At 42.9% G+C, this 22,950-nt stretch carries 19 protein-coding genes and 1 tRNA gene; 12 read left to right on the top strand and 8 right to left on the bottom strand.

The window, feature by feature from the left end; translation table 11 throughout:
• Positions 1-6: 6 nt before the first annotated feature.
• The gene (locus NF865_RS06105; RefSeq protein ID WP_253305586.1) at positions 7-1,251 is read right to left on the bottom strand and encodes an alpha-amylase family glycosyl hydrolase; all 1,245 of its coding nucleotides are present in this window, start codon (positions 1,249-1,251) and stop codon (positions 7-9) included.
• Positions 1,252-1,836: 585 nt separating this feature from the next.
• On the opposite strand from NF865_RS06105, the gene herA reads away from it, so the two are divergent.
• From herA to NF865_RS06085, 4 genes are read left to right on the top strand one after another with little or no spacing between them, the layout of a single operon-like run.
• On the top strand, positions 1,837-3,570 hold the full coding sequence (gene herA, locus NF865_RS06100; RefSeq protein WP_253303891.1) for a DNA double-strand break repair helicase HerA: 1,734 nt from the start codon (positions 1,837-1,839) through the stop codon (positions 3,568-3,570).
• Positions 3,560-4,864, top strand: coding sequence for a DNA double-strand break repair protein Mre11 (gene mre11, locus NF865_RS06095; protein ID WP_253303890.1), 1,305 nt, complete (start codon positions 3,560-3,562; stop codon positions 4,862-4,864). The genes herA and mre11 overlap by 11 nt, the downstream gene beginning before the upstream one ends.
• A 6-nt stretch (positions 4,865-4,870) precedes the next feature.
• Positions 4,871-7,525, top strand: a complete 2,655-nt coding sequence (rad50, locus tag NF865_RS06090; protein WP_253303889.1) for a DNA double-strand break repair ATPase Rad50 — start codon at positions 4,871-4,873, stop codon at positions 7,523-7,525.
• Positions 7,526-8,848 (top strand): DNA double-strand break repair nuclease NurA, encoded by a 1,323-nt coding sequence (locus NF865_RS06085; protein ID WP_253303888.1) that lies wholly within the window; start codon positions 7,526-7,528, stop codon positions 8,846-8,848.
• On the opposite strand, the gene tgtA is transcribed toward NF865_RS06085, so the two are convergent.
• Genes tgtA through NF865_RS06070 form a run of 3 tightly spaced genes read right to left on the bottom strand, consistent with a single transcriptional unit; the run spans position 8,849 to position 12,654 of the window.
• Entirely contained in the window at positions 8,849-10,588 is a 1,740-nt protein-coding gene (tgtA, locus tag NF865_RS06080) for a tRNA guanosine(15) transglycosylase TgtA (RefSeq protein WP_253303887.1), read from the bottom strand. It abuts the gene before it with no gap.
• Between the two features lie 40 nt (positions 10,589-10,628).
• Positions 10,629-11,549: an inorganic phosphate transporter gene (locus NF865_RS06075; protein ID WP_253303886.1), complete on the bottom strand. Its 921-nt coding sequence runs from the start codon at positions 11,547-11,549 to the stop codon at positions 10,629-10,631.
• Positions 11,550-11,607: 58 nt separating this feature from the next.
• Positions 11,608-12,654, bottom strand: a complete 1,047-nt coding sequence (locus NF865_RS06070; protein WP_253303885.1) for a glycosyltransferase family 2 protein — start codon at positions 12,652-12,654, stop codon at positions 11,608-11,610.
• A 95-nt stretch (positions 12,655-12,749) separates the two neighbouring features.
• Here NF865_RS06070 and NF865_RS06065 point away from each other — a divergent pair, with 95 nt between their 5' ends.
• Complete coding sequence (locus NF865_RS06065) at positions 12,750-13,046, top strand: hypothetical protein (protein ID WP_253303884.1); 297 nt, start codon at positions 12,750-12,752, stop codon at positions 13,044-13,046.
• Here the strand turns inward: NF865_RS06065 and lonB are convergent.
• The gene (lonB, locus tag NF865_RS06060; RefSeq protein ID WP_253303883.1) at positions 13,043-16,360 is read right to left on the bottom strand and encodes an ATP-dependent protease LonB; all 3,318 of its coding nucleotides are present in this window, start codon (positions 16,358-16,360) and stop codon (positions 13,043-13,045) included. The two genes, NF865_RS06065 and lonB, sit on opposite strands and share 4 nt — an antisense overlap.
• Positions 16,361-16,482: 122 nt before the next feature.
• Here lonB and NF865_RS06055 point away from each other — a divergent pair, with 122 nt between their 5' ends.
• From NF865_RS06055 to NF865_RS06040, 4 genes are all read left to right on the top strand, one after another.
• The gene (locus tag NF865_RS06055) at positions 16,483-17,274 is read left to right on the top strand and encodes a DUF2666 family protein (protein ID WP_253303882.1); all 792 of its coding nucleotides are present in this window, start codon (positions 16,483-16,485) and stop codon (positions 17,272-17,274) included.
• A 132-nt stretch (positions 17,275-17,406) separates the two neighbouring features.
• Entirely contained in the window at positions 17,407-17,802 is a 396-nt protein-coding gene (locus NF865_RS06050) for a RidA family protein (protein WP_253303881.1), read from the top strand.
• A gap of 46 nt (positions 17,803-17,848) precedes the next feature.
• On the top strand, positions 17,849-18,190 hold the full coding sequence (locus tag NF865_RS06045; protein WP_253305585.1) for a CidA/LrgA family protein: 342 nt from the start codon (positions 17,849-17,851) through the stop codon (positions 18,188-18,190).
• Positions 18,187-18,861: a CidB/LrgB family autolysis modulator gene (locus NF865_RS06040; protein WP_253303880.1), complete on the top strand. Its 675-nt coding sequence runs from the start codon at positions 18,187-18,189 to the stop codon at positions 18,859-18,861. The genes NF865_RS06045 and NF865_RS06040 overlap by 4 nt, the downstream gene beginning before the upstream one ends.
• On the opposite strand, the gene enfR is transcribed toward NF865_RS06040, so the two are convergent.
• Complete coding sequence (gene enfR, locus NF865_RS06035) at positions 18,805-19,260, bottom strand: transcriptional factor EnfR (protein ID WP_253305584.1); 456 nt, start codon at positions 19,258-19,260, stop codon at positions 18,805-18,807. The genes NF865_RS06040 and enfR overlap by 57 nt on opposite strands.
• Before the next feature lie 48 nt (positions 19,261-19,308).
• Complete coding sequence (locus tag NF865_RS06030) at positions 19,309-20,340, bottom strand: transglutaminase-like domain-containing protein (protein ID WP_253303879.1); 1,032 nt, start codon at positions 20,338-20,340, stop codon at positions 19,309-19,311.
• Between the two features lie 81 nt (positions 20,341-20,421).
• Between NF865_RS06030 and NF865_RS06025 the strand changes: the two genes are divergently transcribed.
• A complete protein-coding gene (locus NF865_RS06025; protein WP_253303878.1) occupies positions 20,422-20,610 on the top strand; it encodes a hypothetical protein in 189 nt (62 codons plus the stop codon).
• Positions 20,611-20,620: 10 nt separating this feature from the next.
• Here NF865_RS06025 and NF865_RS06020 read toward each other — a convergent pair.
• Positions 20,621-20,698 (bottom strand) — tRNA-Tyr (locus NF865_RS06020).
• Between the two features lie 158 nt (positions 20,699-20,856).
• Between NF865_RS06020 and NF865_RS06015 the strand changes: the two genes are divergently transcribed.
• Both NF865_RS06015 and hisS read left to right on the top strand, forming a co-directional pair.
• Positions 20,857-21,471: a MarC family protein gene (locus tag NF865_RS06015; protein ID WP_253303877.1), complete on the top strand. Its 615-nt coding sequence runs from the start codon at positions 20,857-20,859 to the stop codon at positions 21,469-21,471.
• Positions 21,472-21,505: 34 nt separating this feature from the next.
• The gene (gene hisS / locus NF865_RS06010) at positions 21,506-22,810 is read left to right on the top strand and encodes a histidine--tRNA ligase (RefSeq protein ID WP_253305583.1); all 1,305 of its coding nucleotides are present in this window, start codon (positions 21,506-21,508) and stop codon (positions 22,808-22,810) included.
• The last annotated feature ends 140 nt before the right edge of the window (positions 22,811-22,950 follow it).

Here is a 22,950-nt window from a genome sequence, read left to right as displayed (position 1 = left end):
AGAAAATTAAAGGGAGATTATCATTGGCTCAAAAGAGGCTTCCAGCTTTCCTGCTTTACTTTCAACTTTTCTGCCGCTCAAAAGATCCCTCCCCTTAACGTCAATATTTATTTCTCCAATTTTGCCTTCCAGATTGAAAATTCCCACGGCATTTTTGCATTTTACAACTGCGATTCCGTCCTTTGCCAAGTACACTTTTTGGGTGTTGCAATCGAGGGACTTTTTAATTTCGATTAGCCTCTTAATAAAAGCCAAAAAGGATTCGTCTCCTTCTTCCCAAGGAATAGGGTCTTTTTCAAAGAGATTTGGCTGCTTTTTAATGGCATACTCCTGCCCCGCATATATCAACGTTGCCCCTTTGAGCATAAACATGAATGCCGTCCAGTTCTTTAGGCGAAATTCGTCCCTAAATATTTCAGCCGCTCTAGGCAAATCATGATTCTCCAAAAATCTAAGCTTAACGTAATCCTCCGGATACAGCGTGTCCTGAACGTAGAGGTAGCCAATGTAAGTTGATAAGTTACTCTCCCCCTGCAGGTATCTTTCCAGTATTTCCCTTCCATCGTAGTCGTAGGTGATATCAAATACCCGATGCATTTCAACATCTGAATGGGCTCTAAATCCTCTCTCCCGCATCCACTTAAGGAATGAAGGATGCACGGTTTCGGCCAACCATACGAGATTGGGATTAACCTTAGAAACTTCTTCCCTGGCTTTTTCCCAGAATTCCAGTGGTACAAGAGGAGCAACATCACACCTAAATCCATCTACGTACTTAGCCCAGAACTTCAGAGTTTCTATCTGATAGTCCCACAGTTCCCTATTCGAGTAGTCAAGATCGTAGACGTCGCTCCAGTCTGGAACTTTTCTCGAAGGCTTTCCTTCAACGGTGTAAAACCACTCAGGATGCTCCCTTAGAAGCTTTGAGTCCCGTGAAGTGTGATTGTACACAATGTCTATCATAACGCGGAGTCCAAGCCTGTGGGCTTTTTCTACCAATTCTTTAAAATCCTCAAAAGTGCCCAGCTCAGGATTTATAGCCCTATAATCCTTTATGGCATAGGGAGACCCAAGAGAACCTTTTCTGCCTTCTTCCCCGATAGGATATATTGGCATTAGCCAAATGAAGTCCACACCAAGGGATTTAATTCTTTCCAAATCCTCTGCCAGTGCCTTTAAAGTTCCCTCTTCCGTGTGGTTCCTAGGAAAGACTTCATATATAACGAGCTTTCTCAAGTTCTCAGCTCGCATTTGTATCACCAAGGGTGATTATACTTGGGGCTAAAATAGTTTTTGGAAAATTTTAAAAAAATCAGGGCGAATATTAAAAAGAAGTGATGAGCGCTTCCGATCCTGAGGGCAAGATGATGACCGGATTCCTGTCTGATCTCTATCTATGTTTTTTCATACAACAAAAACGGCAGATTAAAATTTTCAGATCGTTCGAAAGGAAATCGAAAAGGAAAAGGTAAAGTCAAGAGACCCCAATTACGGCTAAAGTGAACGTTATTTTCAGAGTACAATTTTCTGGAAGTTTGTTGCCTCGTATCTCGCGCACTCTCTCTGAACTTCAGGCTTCCTCTCCTTCTCCCAAAACCTTCTCAAACTCTCAAAGCTAAACATTACACATCACCAATTAATAATAGAGTGGTCAACATACAAGCCACTAACGGTCAAAAATAAACAAAAATCTGATGACTCCCACGGCTGATATCCTTTCCGTCCTTAAAGATAAGGCTTTCAAAGGAAAAAGTAGAGTCAAAGCTGTCCCAATAGTATTTAAAAGATTAAGTTTATAACCAGCTCGAAGTTAATTGATCAAATGAAGGTGGTACAATGAAGATAGCGGAAGATGCCGTAGGTATAGTCAAAGGCGAGGCGAGTGTTGTAGGGTATGATTTTTCCGCTCATCCAGATGTAAACTTACAATTTGGAGAGTTCGTCGTCGCTCAGAATAGAAATGGAGAATGGGTTATTGGCACTATCAGGAAGCTTCAAAACATAAACTGGCTTCTTATGAGTGGAAAAAGCACATATCAATCCCTCCAGCTCGACCTAGAGCAGTATGGAGAGAGCATTGAGGACAACGAAGAGGTAATTGCGAGCGTGAGAGTGCTCGGCAAGCTCAAGTTTAACGGCGAGAAGATTGAAGTTTTACCAAACAGAGTCCCGATTCCCAACGGGAAAACTGTTTACAGGCTAAGCGACGAAGTCCTTAAGGCGATATACAACCCTGGAGAGGGGTATATAGAAGTTGGAACTCTTCTTCTAAGAGAGAGCGTGCCAATTTATTTGAATGTCGACGAACTTGTATCAAGGCATTTTGCAGTTCTAGCTGTTACGGGAGCGGGTAAATCAAATACTGTTGCCGTGATGGTAAGTCAAATCGTTGAAAAGCTTAGGGGAACAGTAGTTGTCTTAGACCCTCACGGAGACTACGTAAAGCTAAAGCTCCCCAACACAGGGAAAAAGTACGTCAAGATAATTGAGGCCAAGATAAGGCCGGAGGAAATGGATAGCGAGGAGCTGGCAGATCTGATAGAAGTTGCAAAAAATGCCACCATCCAGAGGGAGTTCCTAGCTAAAGCGTGGGAAACTGTCAAACATGAGAACCCCAACTTGGGAGGAAGGGAGATAATTGAAAAGCTCATGGAAACAATAAACGACTGGATAAGGAATAAAGAGGCTCAGTACTGGGATGAAGGGAAGAAGGGCTACTTCACGGAAGAGCTCAAGTCGGATAGAATAGAAACATTGAGAGGAGTTGTTTTAAGGATTAGGAGGTTTTTAAGGAACTACGGAAGCCTACTGACGAGCGAGGATTTAATATCTCAAATAGAACCTGGAAAGGCTAATATCATTGACCTTGGGCCTTTAGATGAAGGCCAGATGAAAGTCGTCGTTGGAAAACTTCTACAAGGGATATTCGAAGCAAGAGTGGACTATGAAAAGGCCAGAAAGAAGCTCGAACGCATAAAAGAAGACCTCAGAGAAAGCAAGGCTGTAAAAACGTCAAAACTCGAAGAGGAGATTAAAGAGCTCGAGGAAATCATGAGGAGCATTGAGAACAAAAGCAAAGCACTTGCTGAGCCGATACTTGTAGTAGTGGAGGAAGCTCACATATTCGCCCCGCAGGGAGAACACAACGATGCCGTGAGAATTTTGAGCAGGATTGCTAGGGAGGGTAGAAAATTCGGAGTTGGGCTGGGAATAGTGTCCCAAAGGCCAAACAAGCTCAACGAAGACGTCTTAAGCCAGACAAACACCAAGATCATCCTGAGGATAGTAAATCCAAAAGACCAGGATTATGTTCTAAAGGCGAGCGAGCAACTGAGTTCTGACTTATTAGCCGATATTGCATCGCTTGGAAAGGGAGAGGCCGTAATAGTAGGTCAGGCAATAGCTCTCCCCACACTGGTGAAGATATACAACTTTAAGGAAAAGGGCGGAGATTACGGTGGAGAGGACATAGGGATTGTATCAAGGTGGCGTAAAAGAGCTGAAGAGGAAAAGCGAGAAAAGGAAATCCAGCAGGTTTATGAGGATGAGGGGATAGAATATGACCTTTAAGTTTGCCCATATTGCTGACGTGCACCTTGGGTTTGAGCAGTACAGGTTGCCTTACAGGGCTGAGGAGTTTAAAAAAGCCTTCGAGGTTGCAATAAAGAAGGCTGTTGAAGAGAAAGTCGATTTTATACTAATTGCTGGAGATTTATTCCATCGAAGCAATCCAAGCCCCCAGACGATAAAAGAAGCAATAGACATCCTTTCCATTCCAAAAAAAGAGGGGATTCCTGTTTTTGCAATTGAAGGGAACCACGACAGAACCCAAAAGAGAATTTCAGCTTATAATCTTCTGGAGTCTTTGAGATTAATGCACGTCCTCGGATTCAGCGAGGAGAAAAAAGAGAACGAGTATCAGACCACGGAGAAAGTTAACGGGAAACTAATCACCAAAGGAGTTTTTGAAAAGGGCAATAAGACCCTTGAGATTTACGGAATGAAGTTCATGAGTGCCGCGTGGTTCGAGAGGAACAAGTTGAGCGATTACTTCAGACCAAGCGGAGATGCAGTACTCATGCTTCATCAAGGGATAAAGGAGATGATGGATAGCCTAAGACTGGAAACACAAAGGGATTACTTCGAGATAACCTTAGAAGACCTGCCAGAAGGCTTTCTCTACTATGCAATGGGGCATATACACAAAAGATGGCAGACCAACAAGGGACTTGGCATCGTCGCTTATCCCGGCTCCCTAGAGAGATGGGACTTTGGCGATTACGAAATGAGATACAGGTGGAAAGGAGATGCCTTCGTTCCACAAGCTGGAGAAGATAAGGGCTTTCTGATAGTGGAAGACTTCAAGCCGAGATTCGTGAAGCTCGACGTTAGACCATTTTACGATATTAAGATTAAAGCCGACGAGGTCTCTGCAAAAAAGGAGCTCAAAAAGTTGAGCACAAAAATTCCGGGAGAAGCTTTTGTGAGAGTGGACATCGAATGGGAAAGACCCTTTGATGTATCTTTCCTCCACGAAATCTTCAATGTTAAGTATCTCCATATAAGGACGAAATTCAAAAGGCCTTCTAGAGGATCTGTAGAGGGGGCAGATGCGAAGAAGTTCTTTAATCCCTTAGAGCTCAAAATACTTGAACTCGTAGGTGAGAAAGAATTTGAGGCAGTCGATGAGGTAATAGAGCTTCTTCTAAAAGGTTCCCTTGAAAAAGAGGATAACGGAAAAGAAGAGACTTACAAGCCGAAAAAAGAAGAATCCAAACATAAGACCAAAAAAGAAGAAAGTAAGAAAGTTCAGAAGTTGCAACCAAAGAAGAAGGCCGATTTATTATCATGGCTGAAAGGGTGAAAAAGCATGATGATTGAAAAGATAATTGTGAGAGATTTCCGCTCACATGAGTTCACGAAGGTAACTTTTACGCCCGGAATAAACCTGATAATAGGGCAAAACGGTTCTGGAAAAAGTTCCCTCCTTGACGCGATACTTGTGGGTCTCTACTGGCCCACAAAACCCAAAGACCTAAAAAAAGAGGACATTCTGAGAGTAAACGGAAAAAGCACCGAGATAACAATATTTTTTGAAAAGGACAATGTGAAGTACCAGCTCCATAGAAACATAACTAAAGGCATAGCTTTTGTTAAATACCAAGAGGGCGATGGGTGGCATTATGCAACTGAGGCAGGTCAGCAATACGTGAGAAAATGGATAGAAAAACTGATCCCCTACGACGTCTTTGTTAACGCGATATACATAAGGCAGGGCGAGATTGACGCGATCTTAGAGAGCGATGAGAGCAGGGAAAAAGTCGTTAGAAAAGTTCTTGGGTTAGATAAATACGAAAATGCTTACAACAACCTTCTTGAGGTCAGAAAGGCCATAGATTCAAGGATAAATGCGATTGAAGAATACCTCACGGCAATGAAGAACATAGATGAGATGATAGAGGAGACCCGAAAAAACCTGAGCGAAACCATTAAGCAGATAAACGAGCTTACACCAAGGATTCCAGAGCTGAGAAAAGAAGCTGAAAAAATAGAAAAGAGACTTTCTGAACTCGATAAGCTGGTAGAGGAACTTAACAAAGCAAAAGAAGAAAAAAGTAAAATTGAAAAGATTCTCGAAGGTGTAAGGACAAGGATAAACTCTCTCAACAACTCAATAAACGAAAGAAAAACGAAGATAGAAGAACTGAAAAAGAAGTCTGAAAGGTTTGAAAAAATTAAGCCTAAGGCAGAGAGGTACAAAGAACTCGAAAGGTTCCAGAAAGAGTACAGCGAAGTAAAGTCCAAGATTGAAAAAGAGCTTAAAGGTTACGAAGGAACGCTCTCCCAGATAGAAGAGAGAATTAAGGAGCTCATAGGGAAGGAAGAAGAACTTAAGGAAATTGAGGAAAAGTTGGAAAAAATTGCAGAGGCTCTTGAGACCCTAAAGGAGTATGCAGAAAAATATGAAGAAGCAATTGGAATTAAGAAGACAATAGAGTCCCTTAGGAAAAGGTTAACCCTCAGCGAAGAGAAAATTAAAGCCCTCAAAGATAAAATAGAAGAGGCAAAGAAAAGAAGAGAAGAAATTCGTGAGGAGCTTGAAAAGATTGGAGAGGAGAAAGGAAAGCTGAAAAGCCTTTCTCGGGAAAAAGATAAGGCAATCTCGGAACTCATGAAAGCTAAAGGGAAATGTCCCGTTTGCGGTTCTGAGCTTACGGATGAACACAGAAAAGAGCTCATAGAAAAATACAAAGTGGAAATCGAGGAGTATAGGACAAAGCTGGAAGAACTCGAAAGGAAAGAAAAAGACCTCAGGACAGAGCTCAAAGAAATTGAGAGCATTCTAAAAAAAGAAAGCATTGTAATAGCAAACGAAGAAGTTCTAAAGCAGATTAAGGAAAACGAAGAGAAACTAGCCCAATTTAATCTGAAGGAGCTCGAAGAAAAAGCAAAAGAATATGAAAAGCTCTCAACGGAGAAAAATCAGCTCGAAGGAATCCTTAAGGGCATTTTGGATGAGCTCAAGAAGAAGCCAATTTTAGAGAAAAAGAGGGAGATCATAAAGAAGAGAATAGAAAACGCCAGAAGAGAGCTCCAAGAATACGAGAAAAAATTCAAGGAGCTTGGGTTTGAAAACGAAGACGCTCTTAAGGCAGAGCTTGAAAAGCTGAGACCCATCTATGAAGAATACTTAGGACTTTTGAACGTTAAGGAGGATCTTGAAAAAGAGAAAGAGCGCCTCCATGAAGAGGAAAAAGAGCTAAGTAGTCTCGAATCCAAGAGGAAGCAACTTGGGGAACAGCTGTCATCCTTAAGTGAAACAATAACAAAGCTCGAGGAAAAGTACAACAAAGAAGAACACGACAGGCTCAAAAAGGAGTATGTTGAGAAGAGAGAAGCACTAACAAGGGCAGAAACAGAGCTTAACAACCTAGAGAGGAGAAAGGAGGAGCTGAGCAAGACCTTGGAAAGACTCCAAGAAGAAAAAGACAACGTCAAAAACAAGAAAAAAGAACTTGAAGAGCTAAGAAAAGCCAGAGAAAGAGTTCAAGAACTTAGAGAAAAGGTCAGGAAGTTTAAGAACATCCTTAAGGAAGATGCCCTGGCAAAAGTTGGTGAATATGCGAGCGAGATATTTGAAGAGCTTACGGAGGAGAAGTATTCCGGCATAACGGTCAAAGCCAAAGAAAATAAAGTTGTCCTCGGAGTTATATACGACGGCAAGGAGAGGGACCTATCATTTCTCAGCGGCGGCGAGAGGATAGCCCTTGGCCTGGCATTTAGGCTTGCTTTGTCCCTCTATCTTGCAGGGGAGATACCTCTCCTCATAATGGATGAGCCAACGCCGTATCTTGATGAGGAAAGGAGGAGAAGGTTAGTTGATATCATGGAGCGCTATCTGAAGAGAATTCCACAGGTAATAATAGTATCCCACGATGAGGAGCTTAAGGACGCTGCAGATAGGGTTGTAAGAGTCCGGCTTGAGAACGGTGTTTCGAGAGTAGAGGAAGTCGAGGTGAGCTGAATGTACCGACTTATTTCAAAAGATCAAGCCGATAGAATCTTCGAGATGCTTATAAAGGAACTTCAAAATGCAGAAAAAGCTCTAAAGGGCAAGATAGAGTGGAAGCCCCTCCCAGAAAAAAAGGAGAGCAAAGCTTACGCAGTTGATGGAAGCCAGGGAAAGGCAAGGCTGAGCGGGACAATAATCTACACTGTCTCATCTTTTGCTTTTGGAAACGGCAAAAGCGCCCGTTTAGTTTATACAAACGCTATGACGTATAACCATGGCATCTCTGATCAAATTATAAGGCTTCAGATGGAGACGCTCGAAAACAAGCTTGGTGCATTGGTTGGGAGCGACGAGCACATGATTTTAATGGATGGAACGCTCACGGGCTCTTTAACAAGACCTCCTGTGTATCCAGAGAGCGTTAAGGGCATAACAACTTTGCTCGAAACATTAAAAGAGAGTAAAGTAGAAGAACTCATTAAAGATTTCATTGAAAGGCTCGATGAGCATTATATCAACTTAGAAAAGCGCCTCAATGAGGAGAGAGAGCTTTACAACGGGGTCATACTTACAGACGATGTTATGGAAGAGTATTCGGAGTTCTACAAAGCAATGGAAGGCAAGGAGGTCGTAAACTACGATGGTGCGCTGAAGAGGCTGAGGGATGCCCTGAAAGCTGAAGTCCCGAGGAGTGAAATAATAAAAATCGCCGAAGAGCTGGACGAATACGTTGAGCCGAAAACTCTGACTCTTGAGGAGGCAAAGAATACAATCCATGTTGTTCTTGGATATTTGGAGTACCTTCACTCGCTCGAAAAGCTTCTTCAAAGAGAGTTGATATACCTCGCAAAGAGCTTTTACAACAGGAAGATCACATCAAAGCTTGGCGTAAGCCTTCTTGATGTCCCATTCATCGATGCGTACTTACTTAGAACTTACGGAGAGGAAGCCCCAGGGTACTGCGTGATCTATGACCCAGAAATTGCTGAAGAAAAGAAAAAGATAGCTCACCGCCTGCCCAGAGTTCTGAGAAAATACTTCCCCACCATCCAGAGATTTATAGAGAGTGGAGTTCCTTCAGCTTATATAAGGACGATGAAAGGAGGGGTAATATACCTCCTACAATCCAACATCTCAATCAGCGACGAGTTAATAGCAAAATTGCTGTGGCACGAAAGCAACGGCTACATACGGCCCCTCCAGAAAGCCCATGAAGGAGTCAAAATTGAGCAAAGAGCCTTTAAGGTAGAACTTGAGGCTCTCATGAACTACTTAAAGAAGAAAAATAAGGAGCTGAGAGTCTTTGTAAAGTATGGAAGGTCTCCACTTGAATGATTACTCAACCCCCCTTCTAACTTTTACTGCCAGCCCTTGCTTGAATATCTTAAGCTCCCTGCCGTTCAATAAGGTCTGACCGGTTGCCAAGAGCTCGTCGTCCTTATTCACAACTAAAACTTCATCATAGGGTCTTATGTTCTCGTCTGCATCAATCACGAATTTTGCGAAAACGTTCTTCCCCTTCCTTGCAAAAGGCTCAGCATCGCTATTAACCACCACTCTCATCCTTGGATACGGCAGAATCTTGTGGAGCCTTTTGGCACCCTCAATGCCAAGGGTCAAAAGACCGTCCTCCGCCCTGAAGGTCGCTATATGCTTACCGCCCGCTTTTATCTGCCTTGGCATACCTGTTTTCCTTGATAAATCCACGAAAACATCTTTAAAAGCCTCACTAGCACCTTCACCAAACTGATACTCGGCAACAGCCTGGATGTAGAGCTTTGCTTCCTCCTTTGAAGGCTTCTCTATTGTGAAGTCCTCCTCTCCCTCGCTCTGGGCAAAGGGGAACGTTAAGCTTAGATACTTCGGAATCTCTCCAAAGATTTGGTGGCTAACAACCTCAGAGAACTTCTTTTTAACTCTTTCAGCCCGCTCTTTTGCCCTTAAAACCACGGGAGTTCCCATAATTTCTTCGCTGACCTTGAAAAATGCCGAAGCCTTTGTAACTGGCTCGTTCTCTTCTAAGTAATCCTTGTATTCAAGCAACCTCTTATAAGCGGCGAACATTTTTGGATGAGACCTCGCACGCTCGTCTACGAGCTGCCATAGTGTCCCTTCTTTTATTGCTTGTTTAACTCTGTTCAGCTCTTCTCTAATGACCCACAGATTGTGGAGAGCCAGTAGCCTTGTCCTCTCTTCCTTCGGCATTTCCCTAAGCTCTTGAGGAGTGTGACGGGAACAGACAGGACATGAGCAAGGGAAATACTCAAGTTCTTCGAGCCTCTTAGTTCCTTCAGGCGTCATGTAGCGGTCGTCCTTGGCGTAGAGGGCGTAGCTGGCTGAGTCAAACAGGTCTATCCCCATGGCAACCGCTAGAGCGAAGATCATTGGATGACCTGCACCAAAGAGGTGAACCGGTCTGTCGGGTCTGAGGCCAAGCTTGGACGCTATTACAACATCAACCAAGTCCTTGTAGCGGTAGCTTTCCATTAAAGGCACCACGGCACCAATAGGGTGAATCTCAAAGTTCATCTCGCTTAACTTCTTTGCCGCGTATGTCCTTAAGTCCGGATAAGTGGAACCCTGAACCGCAGCGTTCATTGCTATGCTCTTTATGCTTTCAGCTTCTTTTGCCCTCTCAAGAGTTATCTTAAGGTCTTCCTCAGCTTTTTCCCTTGGAGCGTCCGGAACTGTGGGAATATCAAGGAACGTCCCTATGTCAACGCCTATTTTGTGCTGAAACTCTATGATCTCCCTATTGGTGACGTCGATTCCTCCGTATCTCATGAGCTGAAAACTTCCCGAGTCAACCTCAATTATGCCGTCGTAGTCCAAAAGTCTATGGATACCTTTTTCAAGGGCTTCCTTCCTGAGTTTTTCATCTTTGTAGATTATGTAGGAGTTCGTAATTATAATGTCAAAGCCCATTTCCTTGAGTTCTTTGGGAGTTACTATAAGCTGTTTGGGGTTTACAACGGGCATTATTGCCGGGGTTTCTAGTTTTTTCCCGTTAACTTCAATCTTTCCTATCCTTCCCGCAGCATCTCGCGCTTTTATTTCAAATCTAAACTCACTCATTTTCTCCACCACCAAGATTTCAAATTTTGAGTTTAAAAACCTACGGAAGCAAGCTCAAAAGCAGGAACGTTAGAATTCCAGAAATCAATGGGGCAAAAACCCAGCTCAATACTATGCTCCGAATTAGGCTCCAATTGACAGGGTTATCCAAATGGTAGCCAAGCCCAGCCACTCCTCCAATAACCGCTTGACCCGAGCTGACTGGAAGACCAAGAAGGTTCGCGGTAGTTACTGCCATAGCTGAAGCAAACTGTGATGAAAATGCCGAAAGAGGATCAAGGGGAGTCAGCCTTTTACCAACACTCATAATCACTTCATGGCTAAAAGTTAGTGCCCCAAACCCCAGAGTCAAGGAAAGAACAAGCTTAAATGGGCCATCAACCCCCACTGCTTCCATTAAACCAACCACATTAGATAGTTCATTTGCTCCCAGATTGAAAGCAGAGAATGCAACTGCTATAAAGACAAGGCACTTGTACATTGTCTCAAGAAGCTGAATTTGTTTTACTTTATTGAAGAGCTTTGCATAGACCTCATAAACCATGATTGCTAAAAAAGCAGCTAACAACGGGGACAAAACCCACGCAAGCACTATTCTGAAAAATATTTCCCACTTTACTATCAAATTAAATGCAAGAGCCGCTCCAGCTAATCCCCCGACGATTGACTGGGTTGTAGAAATCGGAAAACCTCTTATGCTCGCTAGAGTAACGGCCACTGCAGCACTAAAAAGGATTATCCCTATTGAATTAGCGTCCAGCCCTTTGGCAAGTTCGCTGATAGTTCCAGAAACGCCGCCCCCACCAAAAACGGCTCCCATAGTTGTAAATACCCCAATAACAAAAACAGCCTTCTTAAACCCCAATAACCCAGAGCCTACAGCAGTACCAACGACTTTTGCACTATCATTTACCCCTATAGCCCATGCCATAAAAAGAGCCGAAAATAAAATCCAGTCCATTTCCCCTTCCTTCCAAATTTACTATATAGAGTATATAGTCTATATAGAACTTCCGTTCTTAAAGGTTACGATATATCTTCAACAAATAGCCGTAAATGTGCAGAACTAAGTAAAAAACCGCCCAAAACCATAGGAAGATTGGGAAAAGAAGGGCATTCAAAAGAGATCCCCCCTCTACAACGGTAGGGATGAGGAATGTCAGTATTTCATAACCCAAGAAGAACGAAAATAAACCCAACTTTCCACTTAAAAGCAATGCCACTGGAACCATTATATCAAGAAGTGCAATGAAATCGCCCAAGAGGAGGAAGAACAGCTCCTTTTCTAATCCGCCACCGAGATGCTTTAAATCACCCAAAAACCACCTTTTTCTCTGCCTCCAAAGGTCTCCAAGTGTTTTCGGCATTCTTGTGTAAACCTTAGCCCTGGGAGCGTAAACAACTTTTCCAATTTTCTTGAGCTCTTTTGTTGTAGCGTAATCCTCAACCTCACTCTCGACAAATCCACCGATTTTCTCCAAAGCTTCCCGCCTAAAGGCTGAAATAGGGCCCGGAGCAACGCTTAAATCTTCGAGTTCCTTGGCACGCCTAAACATTGCAATCCTAAGATGTTCAACGTCTTGAGCTCTTTCTAAAAAAGAGTTCCCCAAAACCCTAACTTGGCCTCCAACGCCTACAACCTCTGGAGAATAAAACCCCTCCACAAGATGTCTCAAGGCGTCTGGCGAGAGCAAGGAGTCTGCATCGGTGGTAACTATCACTTCACCTTTCGCCTTTGATAATCCGAAGTTAAGGGCTTTTGCTTTTCCCTCATGAGCTTTCCTAAAAACTCTCAGCCTTGGATCATTTATGGAGGAAGCCTTTTCAAACGTATCATCTTCACTGCCATCGTCAATCACAATAACTTCAAAGGCAGGATAATCCTGAGAGAGAGCTGATTTTATAGATTCTGTTATGGTTTGCCCCTCATTGTAGGCAGGAATCAGTATGCTCACAAAGGGAACCCATTCCCGGGTTTTATACATATCCATAAGTCTGGTTAGATAACCAGCGAAAAAGTACCAATCCCAGAGGAAGATTATTGCAAGGAGTATCTCGAGCAGCATGATTTAAGTTCTACATTTGGCTTTTAATTTTTTCAATGCCAAGACTTGTAGAAAGCCATAAAAGTATTTCTCCAAAAATAGAAATCGGTGAGAGGATGATTATCTCAAAGCCATGTACAACGATGAAAGGCGTAATAGTGCAGCCTTATTCATGGGATAAAGAAATAACAGTCGATTTAAACAAGACTGCAGAGTGCCTAAAGGAAAAAGGGTATCAAGTAAAGACCGTTATCCCTAAGATGATGGCAATAGCAGTAATAGATGGCTATGAAACGAGCATATATCCCAGCGGAAAGATAATAGTAAAGGAGCTTACCGATATTGAACTTGGAAAGGAGATAGCAAAAAAGATAATAGAATGTGCAGGGCTGTCAGAGGTTCTTGAAGATTAAGCAAATGGTAATGCTTCCCTAATCCTTTTTATTAGGTCGTCTTTCTTCTCTGAGTCTTCGAGGGCTATCTGGAGAACCTCATCAATTGTCTCGACTGGAATTATTTCGATCTTTTCAGCCTTGTCTGGGCTTAAGAAAACGTCCTTTTCGTTTGCTTTTGGAATTATAACCTGCTTTATTCCCGCTTCTATTGCAGCTTCTATCTTGGGAGTAACTCCACCAACTGGCAAGACTTCTCCCCTAACGCTTAATGAACCTGTCATAGCAACGCTTTGCTTCACAGGGATTTCTTCGAGAGCTGAAATCACTGCAGTAGCGACGCTTATGCTTGCTGAATCGCCCTCAACCCCTTCGTATGTTTGAAGGAACTGAACGTGAATGTCGTAGCGACTTATGTCCTCTCCCTTGTAGCGCTTTATTATAGCCGAAACGTTTTGGACGGCCTCCTTTGCTATCTCTCCAAGCTTACCAGTTACAATTATCTTACCTTCCTCCCTGCTTGCTGCAGGTGCAACGACGGCTTCAATAGGCAGTACAATACCGCTCTGTTCCCCTATGACAGCGAGACCGTTTACCCTTCCTATTTCTCCACCTTCAGTTTTGATTACCTGGTACTCTTTCTTTCTCTCTATATACCAATCTGCCAACTGCTTTTCAAGAGGTCTAGCAAGCTGTAATGCCTTTAATACGTGTTCCCTGGTCACATATTTAGCTCCTTCTCTTACTGCTATGTCCCCAGCAGCCCTTATTACACCTCCAAGGTCTCTAAGTCTCAATGTTAGATGACCTTTTCTGCCTGCTCTCTTTTGGGCCTCTCTAATTATCTCTTCAACGGCATCCCTGGTGAAGTGCGGTATTTTACCGTCTTTCACTACCTCTTGAGCAACAAAGCGCACAAGCTTTCTCCTGTTCTCGATGGTGTCTGGCATTGTGGTTCTCATGTAGACCTCGTAACCGTAACCCCTTATTCTCGAACGCAAAGCGGGGTGCATTTTATCAACGGTATCCAGGTTTCCTGCAGCAACTAAGATGAAATCACACGGAACAGGCTCTGTCCTAACCATGGCACCGCTTGAAAGCTCGCTCTGTCCTGTTATCGGAAACTTCTTTTCCTGCATAGCGGTGAGCAGGCTCTGCTGCATCTTTAAACTAAGGGTGGCTATCTCATCTATGAAGAGGACTCCCTTGTGTGCCCTGTGAATCATTCCAGGCTCGACACGCTCGTGAGCTGGAGTTCCGAGACCACCGGAATTTTTGACGAGTAGGCCGTTTGTAAGTAAATTCCCTGTCTCTGTTGTCACGTTGTATGTAATCTCCACTTCTTCCCAAGTTTCAATGAAGTTCCTTCTCTCTTTCTTCTTAATCCTCTCAAAGCGTTCCCTGAATTCTTTGAGCTTCTCTGCAAGGCTTGAATCGGGAACAGCACTGAGATACTTCTCGACTTCCCCGAGGAATCTCTCCCTCTTAGATGGGGAGAGGCTTATCGGCACGAACTCAAGGAAGTTAAGCACGTTGTCTATAGACTGCGAGAATACAAGCCTCACCTTGTATTTACCATTGGCTTTGTCAACTCTAACCTTCGCCTCGATTCCAAAGAGGCCCAAATGCCATGCTACTTCTTCAAAAAATTGAAGCTTCTTTTCAAGCTCATCCGTAAGCTGAGCTATTTCAAGAGTTCCATTAAATTTGATGCCCTCCCTATAGCGGGCAAACCTTGGTACGCTGCCGTCGCCGCTGTAGAGCCCATCTATGAAGGCAAGGAAAAGTGACGGCTTAAGCTTAATCCACCATGGAAGCTCAAGTTTAACCTTTGTCTTGTTGCCAACGGGGGCACCAAGGGCAACGAAGAACCGTATAACCCTTCTGTCCCACGTCCTGAAGAGAATACTCTCTCCCATAGCCCTACGGTTCTCCTTGATCTCATATTCAACTCTTCCAAAGATATTTCCAAGGATTCTCACGAATTCTTCGACAGCTTCTCTCTCACTTGAAACAAAGCTTAGAGTGTTAAGGTTCTTGTCAATGTTTCCATCGCTGAAAAGGACGCCCATAACTTTGGCTATCTCTTCGAGCCGTTTATCGTCGCTCTTCAGAGGTAGGAGACCAAGTTTTTCAAGTTCTTCGATCATTTTCAAGGATTTTGGCTTGGCTCCTTGAGTCCACCAGCGGAGCGTGCTCTCCTTAATGCCGAGCTCCTTAGCGGCCCTCTTATACCCGTTGCCGGTTTTCTCATAATACTCCTTCCAGCGGATGTAATCTTTGAGCTTCTCCTCCTCATTGTATGTGCGAGCTACATCAAACCGGTCGAGGATGATAACAGGGACTCTTATTATCTCGTCATCTTTGGTCAGCTCACCCATTTCTTTGAGACCCTTTACTGTGTATACCTTGTGCTCGGGAGTTACCGCAAGCCAGTAATCCTTCTCAAGGTTCACTATTCTTCTGAGTTTTTGCTTTCCTTCCCTTCTGTTGGCATAGAGGAGCTTCACGAAACCGTCCTTTGTGAGTATTTTAACGTTATCATTTCTAAAGTCCCTGTAGGCAACTTTGACTTCACCATCTACCCCTTCTCCTGACGGTTCTTTGAGAGCGTTCTCAACGAACTCCTTCAGTGTAACTGCCCTTCTCTCACCGTCTTTTTCAACTATAACGCTCTCCTTACCACTAAAACACTGAAACGGGTCGTGTCTAACGTCTCCAAGGAGTGCTCCCGCATGTGCCCCCGTTGCATCTACGAATGGGGCTTTTTTCCTGCCACAATTGTCAACCAAAAGCTTTGGTACCAACGCTTGGTTTCTGAGCCTCATGTTTGAGATTGCCATTAGTGACACAATTAGCACGAAAACTCCAAAGAGCAAAGTCTGGGCTGAGCGGTCCATGAGAACCGCAAGCATGACCACAAAAAGCACAAACAGTAGGAGGTATGACTTTATGTTCTCTTGCTCCTTTGCTTTTTGCCTGTAGCGTTCTACTATCTGTCTGCCCTGGCACGCTGGTACGGTCTTTATCTTGGGCATATTTTCATCTTCAGGATTTGGAAAGACTAAAATATCCTCAAGATTTTCAGTGGGGAGGAGCTCTGCCATAGCCTGACCTAGCATAGACTTACCTGTACCAGGCTCGCCTATTAACAGTACGTGTCTTTTTTGCTTTGCTGCGGTTTTTATTACTTCAACTGCATGATCCTGACCAATGACTTGGTCTATTAACTTTTCAGGAACTTTAATTTCCTCAGTAGTTTGAAAATCAATTCCCAATTCAAGCTCTTCACCATATGAGCGTCCCGCTTCAATATTATTGAATTCCTCTCTCAAAATACCTCACCTCTCTCAAACTACGGTTGCTTGAATAAGCTTATAAACTTTTTTTAAAGAAGGTCAGCAAGTTTAGAAAAGCTAAAATAATAGGGATCCCAAGAAATAGAAGGTGATGAAAAATGAAAATTGAGGATCACATACTCTTCACAGCAAACCACAAAAACTGGAAAGTTGGAGACAAGCTGTTGACAATGGAAGAGCCTCAGATAGCACACTTCCTCGCAAGTGTCTCAAACACAGTTAATCTGAAAATTCCCGAATACCTAACGGAAGTCATGAATGTTGAAGAAATAATGAGTCTAGCTGAGGAAATAGGAGAGAAAGAAGTTTGGGAGGTCTTAAAAACATTAAAATCTCCTGGAACTTCAAGAAAACTCAATACGATGATATTTGAAGAAGATAAAAAGCTGAAAAAACTCCTTCTGGATGTTGCAAAAGCGCTCCTAACAAGGGAAGCACTTTCAAAGAAATTCCCCGTTAACTTCCCAGAAGACCCAATAACTGAGTTGAGAACCACACCTATGTACCAAGAGGAGCACATAAACTTCACTGCCAAACACGGAAGCTGGATAGTTGTGAAAAGGCTGATAATAGATGACAAAACCCCAGTGGCAGATATTGCAAGAATCCTGGCAAGTATAAACGAAACCACTGTCTCAAAGATTCCCGTATATGCTGGGATTGACCTTAAAGGAATAGAAGAATGGTTTGGAGACATCAAAAAGGCTAAAAGTGAGAGCGATATAAAAGCGCTCGTAGAGAAGCTCACCAATATCCCAATAGAACGTTATGCACCAAAAGAATTCGCAGAACATGGAAAACTTTACGCCCTAAGAACTGCCCTTCAGAAGATGGGGCTTTCGATCGACATCCCCTCAAAGTCCCTTGAAAAGTACCTCGAAAAGGTTTGAAGAAATTTGAAGATGATGAGGCCGAGGACACCCGAGGGGACGATGAGGACTCTTCGCTTCGCTGATTCCTCCTTCTTTTTCCGAAAAGTTTTTTAATAACAAGCGTATAATAAAACATGGAGGTGATTTGTGATGGTGAAGAAGAGCGTAATTCATACTGAAGATGCTCCAAAACCAATAGGGCCTTACAGCCAGGCTATCCTTGTAGAAAACCCCGACAAGATACTTTTCATTTCCGGCCAGATTCCCATAGACCCAAAAACAGGAGAAATTGTTAAAGGCGACATAACTGAACAAGCAAGACAAGCAATAGAAAACTTAATAGCAATTTTAGAAGCAGCTGGAGCAACAGTAGACGATGTAGTAAAGGTCAACGTTTACTTAGATGACATAAAAGACTTTGAAGAATTCAACAAGGTGTACGAAGAGTATTTTGGGCACTCAAAGCCAGCAAGGGCAGTAGTGCAAGTAGGAAAACTTCCAAAGGGAGTCAAGGTAGAGATAGAGGCAATAGCAGTTTTCGAGTGATTCGTTAGCTTTTTAATCTTTCCAGTTCTTAGTTTTTCTGATGCCTATGTACAAGGGGCTTGCCATAATATTCGGTTTTCTTTTTATTGGAGAAACCCTGAGTGAGATATTTAGTCTTCCAATACCCGGAAACGTTATTGGAATGGTCTTGTTGACCTTTGCACTCCTATTTAATGTTATAAATGTAGAAGACATCGAGAAAGAAGCTGAATTCTTTATAAGGAACATGAGCGTGATGTTTATTCCTCCGGGAGTGGGCATTATATCTTATTGGGGACTCATAAAAAGCCAGGCAGTGCCGATTTTTGGAGCTCTGGTCATAAGCTTTGCCCTGACGTTGGTTTTAACGGCTAAATTTGTCGAGCTACTGGGTGGTGGCGAGCAGTGAACTCTATCGGAATTTTTCTAACGGTAGCGATTTTTTATCTCTTTTCAAAGCTTTACGAGAAGAAAAGAGCCTTCTACTTAAACCCCGTCATGCTTTCAATAATTGGAATAGCCCTTATCCTACGTTTAACCGGAATTGAGTACGAGACCTACATGGAGAGTGCGAGAATTTTAAGTTTCTTTTTGGGGCCGGCAGTTGTGAGTTTAGCAGTTCCACTATACAAGCAGAAAGAGATAATAAAGGCGTATTCAAAGCAAATTTTTGCAGGGATAGTCTTTGGTGGAACACTGGCAATTTTAAGCGCATTTTATGTTGCAAAGCTTTTAGGAGGCAGCAAGGAAGTCCTCTTAAGCATAGCCCCGAAGAGCATTACAACTGCAATAGCCATTGGTGTTAGTGAGAAAATAGGGGGCATACCAACCTTAACGGCAGTCTTGGTTATATTAACCGGAATACTCGGAAACGCCGTGGGGATTGAGATGCTGGACGCTTTTAAGGTAAGGGACAGAGTGGCAAGGGGACTTGCAATGGGAGTTGCCTCCCACGGATTGGGAACTGCTAGGATAATATTAAATGACGAGCTCTCAGGTGCCGTCAGCGGTCTTGCAATGGCACTAAACGGAGTTTTCACTTCCCTGATTCTCCCCTATCTTATCGAGCTCCTTCAGTAGGTGCTCACTTACCCTGAGCTTATCTTGAGTGTCCAAGAACAGAACAAAGTCTTTCTTTGCTATCCTATCTTCTATCGGGGCATTATCAACAAGAAATGCTATAATTTCCGCAGTGGTGTAAGGGACTTTCACTCCAACTTCGTCAGCTTTCTTAAAAAGCCTATCCGGAACCATAAATATATCATCACCTTTTTTAACCTCAATGGCAACTTTAGAATTTATTTGCTCCCAAAGCAGAAGAGTGTTTTTGGCTTTTTCAATTTTCTCCAATGCACGCTTTTCAAGGATACTTATGTTCGCCCTGCTGGTGCCTAAAATCTCGGCAATCTCACTTTGCTTTAATCCCTTAGCTCTCAAACGCAGTATCCTGATCTGCTGCTCGGTTAGGAAGGTCTTCATTTTAAACACCATAGTTTAACTTGATTCAAAAGGTTAAAAGATTTTTGATTATCTCCTCGCTAGGACAAGTTCTATCTCAAGGTCGTCCTCTTTAGCTTCTACAGTTACCCAGAAGTACTCGTACTCACTTAGATCCGTCAAAACCTCGGGAGTGCTTGTTAAGCGAGAGTAAATGTAGCTAACAAACTGTTCGTGGAACTCTGGATTATAGTACATAGCAAAATTTGGAAAAGTCATTAACCACCTTTTTCCGGATGAATAACCCATGAGCCTATCATTCTTTAAGTTTTCATCTTTTTTCAGGTTTGGAAATTCGCTCTCCATCATTTTTATTAGTCCAAGTGCCAGCCTGTTTGCATCAAACTTTGTGAAAGTGTAATCCTCTTTTAGAAAATCTGAAGGATATAGGATTCCAATTTTTTCGACGTTTGTTCCATTACTCCACAAAACTCTGTAGAGGGTAGCATTTGAAATTACTTTTCCTTCAACATTCTTCCAGTGTAAGTAGTAACTTCCCAAATCCATAACAGGAGGCTTTTGATCCAAAACAAAGAATTTTCCATTAATCTTTACCAGAGCTGTAGCATGGCCGATTTTGTCGTTTTCAAAATTTATTTCAAGGGCATAGGCTTCACTGTAGTTCATTGCAAACAGCAGTGCAAGTGTTAAAACCGTGTAGTCAGTGCATATTCCTTTTCCAGTGCTTATAGTTTCCGAAGGGCGCTGTATTTTTGACCCTCCGTTTATCTCAACTTTTCCTGTCGGATAGGTTGTTATTCTTGCCGGCGGGAGAGATGCTTTCTCAAAATCGTACTTTATATTCCCGTCTTCCCACTCAAGGATTCTCCAAACATCTTCCTTTATGCTCTCTCCTTTTAGATTATTCGCAATCGGAAGAAGAGCCGTTATTTCCTCAGGAGTTATTGCGTATTCTATAGCAGAGTCCAGAAAGTAGTAATCAATCTCTTCACACGTTTCAGTTGGAGTTAGTGATGAACTCGGCAATACTTTAGGGGATGAAACACACCCGCTGGCAATGGAGATAATTACAAGGAATATTGCAATGATCCTCGAATACATGCTATCGGATAGCATGAATTGCTTTATTATTTTTCCGCAAGGTTGAATAGGATTGAAGGGAATTCTTAAAGGGGAGAACCAATGGAAGACTTAGAGAGTAAGGTGCTGGAGTTAGAAAAAAGGGTTGAGTTCATTGAAGCTAGACTTGAAAGCCTAGAAACCCTTGAGGAGCGGATAAACTACATCGAACAAAACTTAAAAGAAATCCTCCAAGACGTAGAACGTTTAATGGTTGAACTCCAGAATCTCAAGCATTCTCAAAGACCTTAGAAACTTTTGGTGGTCCCGCGGCCCGGATTTGAACCGGGGACCTGCGGATCTACAGTCCGCCGCCACTCCCAGGCTAGGCTACCGCGGGACCCTACAGCCCAGCCCTCAATCACTACTCATCTTGGGGGAGTTTATAAACTTTTCTATGATGCTCAGACAACCGAGTGTCAATCATCGATCATTCAGTGCCGGTCTCATCATCGCATAACTTTATAAGGAACATTCCTTGAAAACTTTTCGAGGCGTATGATAGGAGAAGTCCTCAGCTCTGCATTGCTTATGATAATTATGATTGACCCAAGCGATAAAATACTTCTGGTTAGCCTACTTAGGGAAGACTTCCACATAGAAGATATAAAACAGCTCATAGTGAGGGCTAACCTCATAGGATTCTTCCTATTAATTCTATTCGCTCTGGCTGGGAAGATAATACTGCAGGATATATTTCACATAGATTTAAACGCCCTAAGGGTTGCCGGAGGCTTTGTGCTCTTCAAGATAGGTCTTGAAGCGCTTGAAGGCGGTGGTATGGTAACCCTAAAGAAGGAGAAGAATATCTTGGCTTTAGCCGCTGTCCCGGTCGCTACGCCCTTAATAGCAGGTCCAGCAGCAATTACAACTGCAATAACTCTAACAGCAGAATATGGCATAGAAGTCTCTGCCCTAGCCATCGTAATAGCCATATTGACAACAGCCCTCATAATGATAATAACCCTCTATGCAGTTGAAAACATAAGCAAAACGACGCTCGGTGTGTTTATCAGAATAATAGGTCTCTTTACCATGGCAATTGGAGCCCAAATGATGGTAGAAGGCGTTGGAGGCATATTCCTAAAGCTTATGGCATCAACAACTTTTTAACTTCCCCTCTATCCTTAATTGGTAGGTGAGAGAGATGGATAGAATCCAGCGTGTTAAAGGGACGAGAGATTTACTTCCCGAGGATATGGTGAAAAGAAGATACGTATTTGAGAAAATAAGAGAAGTTTTTGAGATTTATGGATTCAAGGAAATACTGACGCCAACCTTTGAGTACACGAAGCTCTTTGAGCTGAGGAGTGGGGAAGAAGTCGTTGAACAGTTATACGCTTTTGAAGACAAAGGAGGAAGATACATCGCCCTTAGGCCAGATTTAACTTCAAGCGTTGCAAGACTTTTTGTGAACTCTTTTCAAAATGCTCCAAAACCAATAAGGTGGTATTACATAGCAAACATGTTCCGCTACGAAGAGCCACAGAGCGGAAGGCTAAGGGAGTTCTGGCAGGCGGGAGTTGAGCTCATTGGATCGCAAAACATAGAAGCAGATGCTGAAGTCATCGCTCTTTTTATAGAAAGCTACCTCAACACCGGCTTGAAGGAGTTCACAGTTAACATAGGAGATAGAGTCCTTTTGGACGAATTTGCAAAAATGCTCGGTGTGAAAGACGATGTTGGACTTATGAGACTTATCGATAAGAAGGACAAGATAACGCGAGAGGAATTTATAGAGAGCCTTAAAAACTTTGGACTTAGTGAGGAGGGAATAGAGAAAGTCTTTGCTTTAATAGAACTGAAGGGTAAGCCCGATGATGTTCTACCAAAAGCCTATGAGCTTTTTGAAAGTGAGACCGCAAGAGAAGAGCTGAAAACGATTGAAGAACTTTTTGAACTGCTAAAAGCTTATGGCGTTGAGGACTACGCACTGATAGACTTTGGAATAGCCAGAGGGTTTGACTACTATACGAGCATAGTCTTCGAAGCGATTGCCCCCAATGAGCTTGGCATTGGCTCAATAGGCGGCGGAGGAAGGTACGATAAGTTGATTGAGGTCTTCGGTGGAAAGCCCACACCTGCAACGGGCTTTGCAATTGGCATAGAGAGATTAATCCCAATACTTGAGAGCAAGGGTCTTTTACCGGAATTTAAAGTCGGCAGCGATGTGTTTGTTGCTTACATAGGGGATGACCTCGAAATAAAGAAAAAGGCAATAGAAGTAACTCAGATGTTGAGAAAAGCAAAGATCAAAGCAGAGTACGATCTTCAGGGAAGAAAATTGAGCAAGGCACTTAACTACGCCAACAGCATAGAAGTAAAAGTCGTTATAATCCTCGGAAAGAGAGATCTCGCTGAAGGAAAAGTTACGATAAGGAACATGGAAAGCGGAGAACAGACGAAGGTTCCCATAGAGAATGTCGTGGAAGAAGTGAAAAAGATGCTGTGATGACCAAACCCGTCGCTGATAGAATGATGAAAGGACCGACTAGCTGAGCTTCCTCTTAACCTCAAATTTGTTTTTCTTCCTTTCAAGCCGTCACTTTTCTATCGCTCTAACAAACAGACATTTTGCCTTCCACTGGCTGA

The organism is Thermococcus aggregans, assembly GCF_024022995.1.
GTDB classification, from domain to species: Archaea; Methanobacteriota_B; Thermococci; order Thermococcales; family Thermococcaceae; genus Thermococcus_A; species Thermococcus_A aggregans.
The sequence above is the reverse complement of the archived record's forward strand: the minus strand, read 5'-3'. Positions and strand labels throughout refer to the sequence as shown.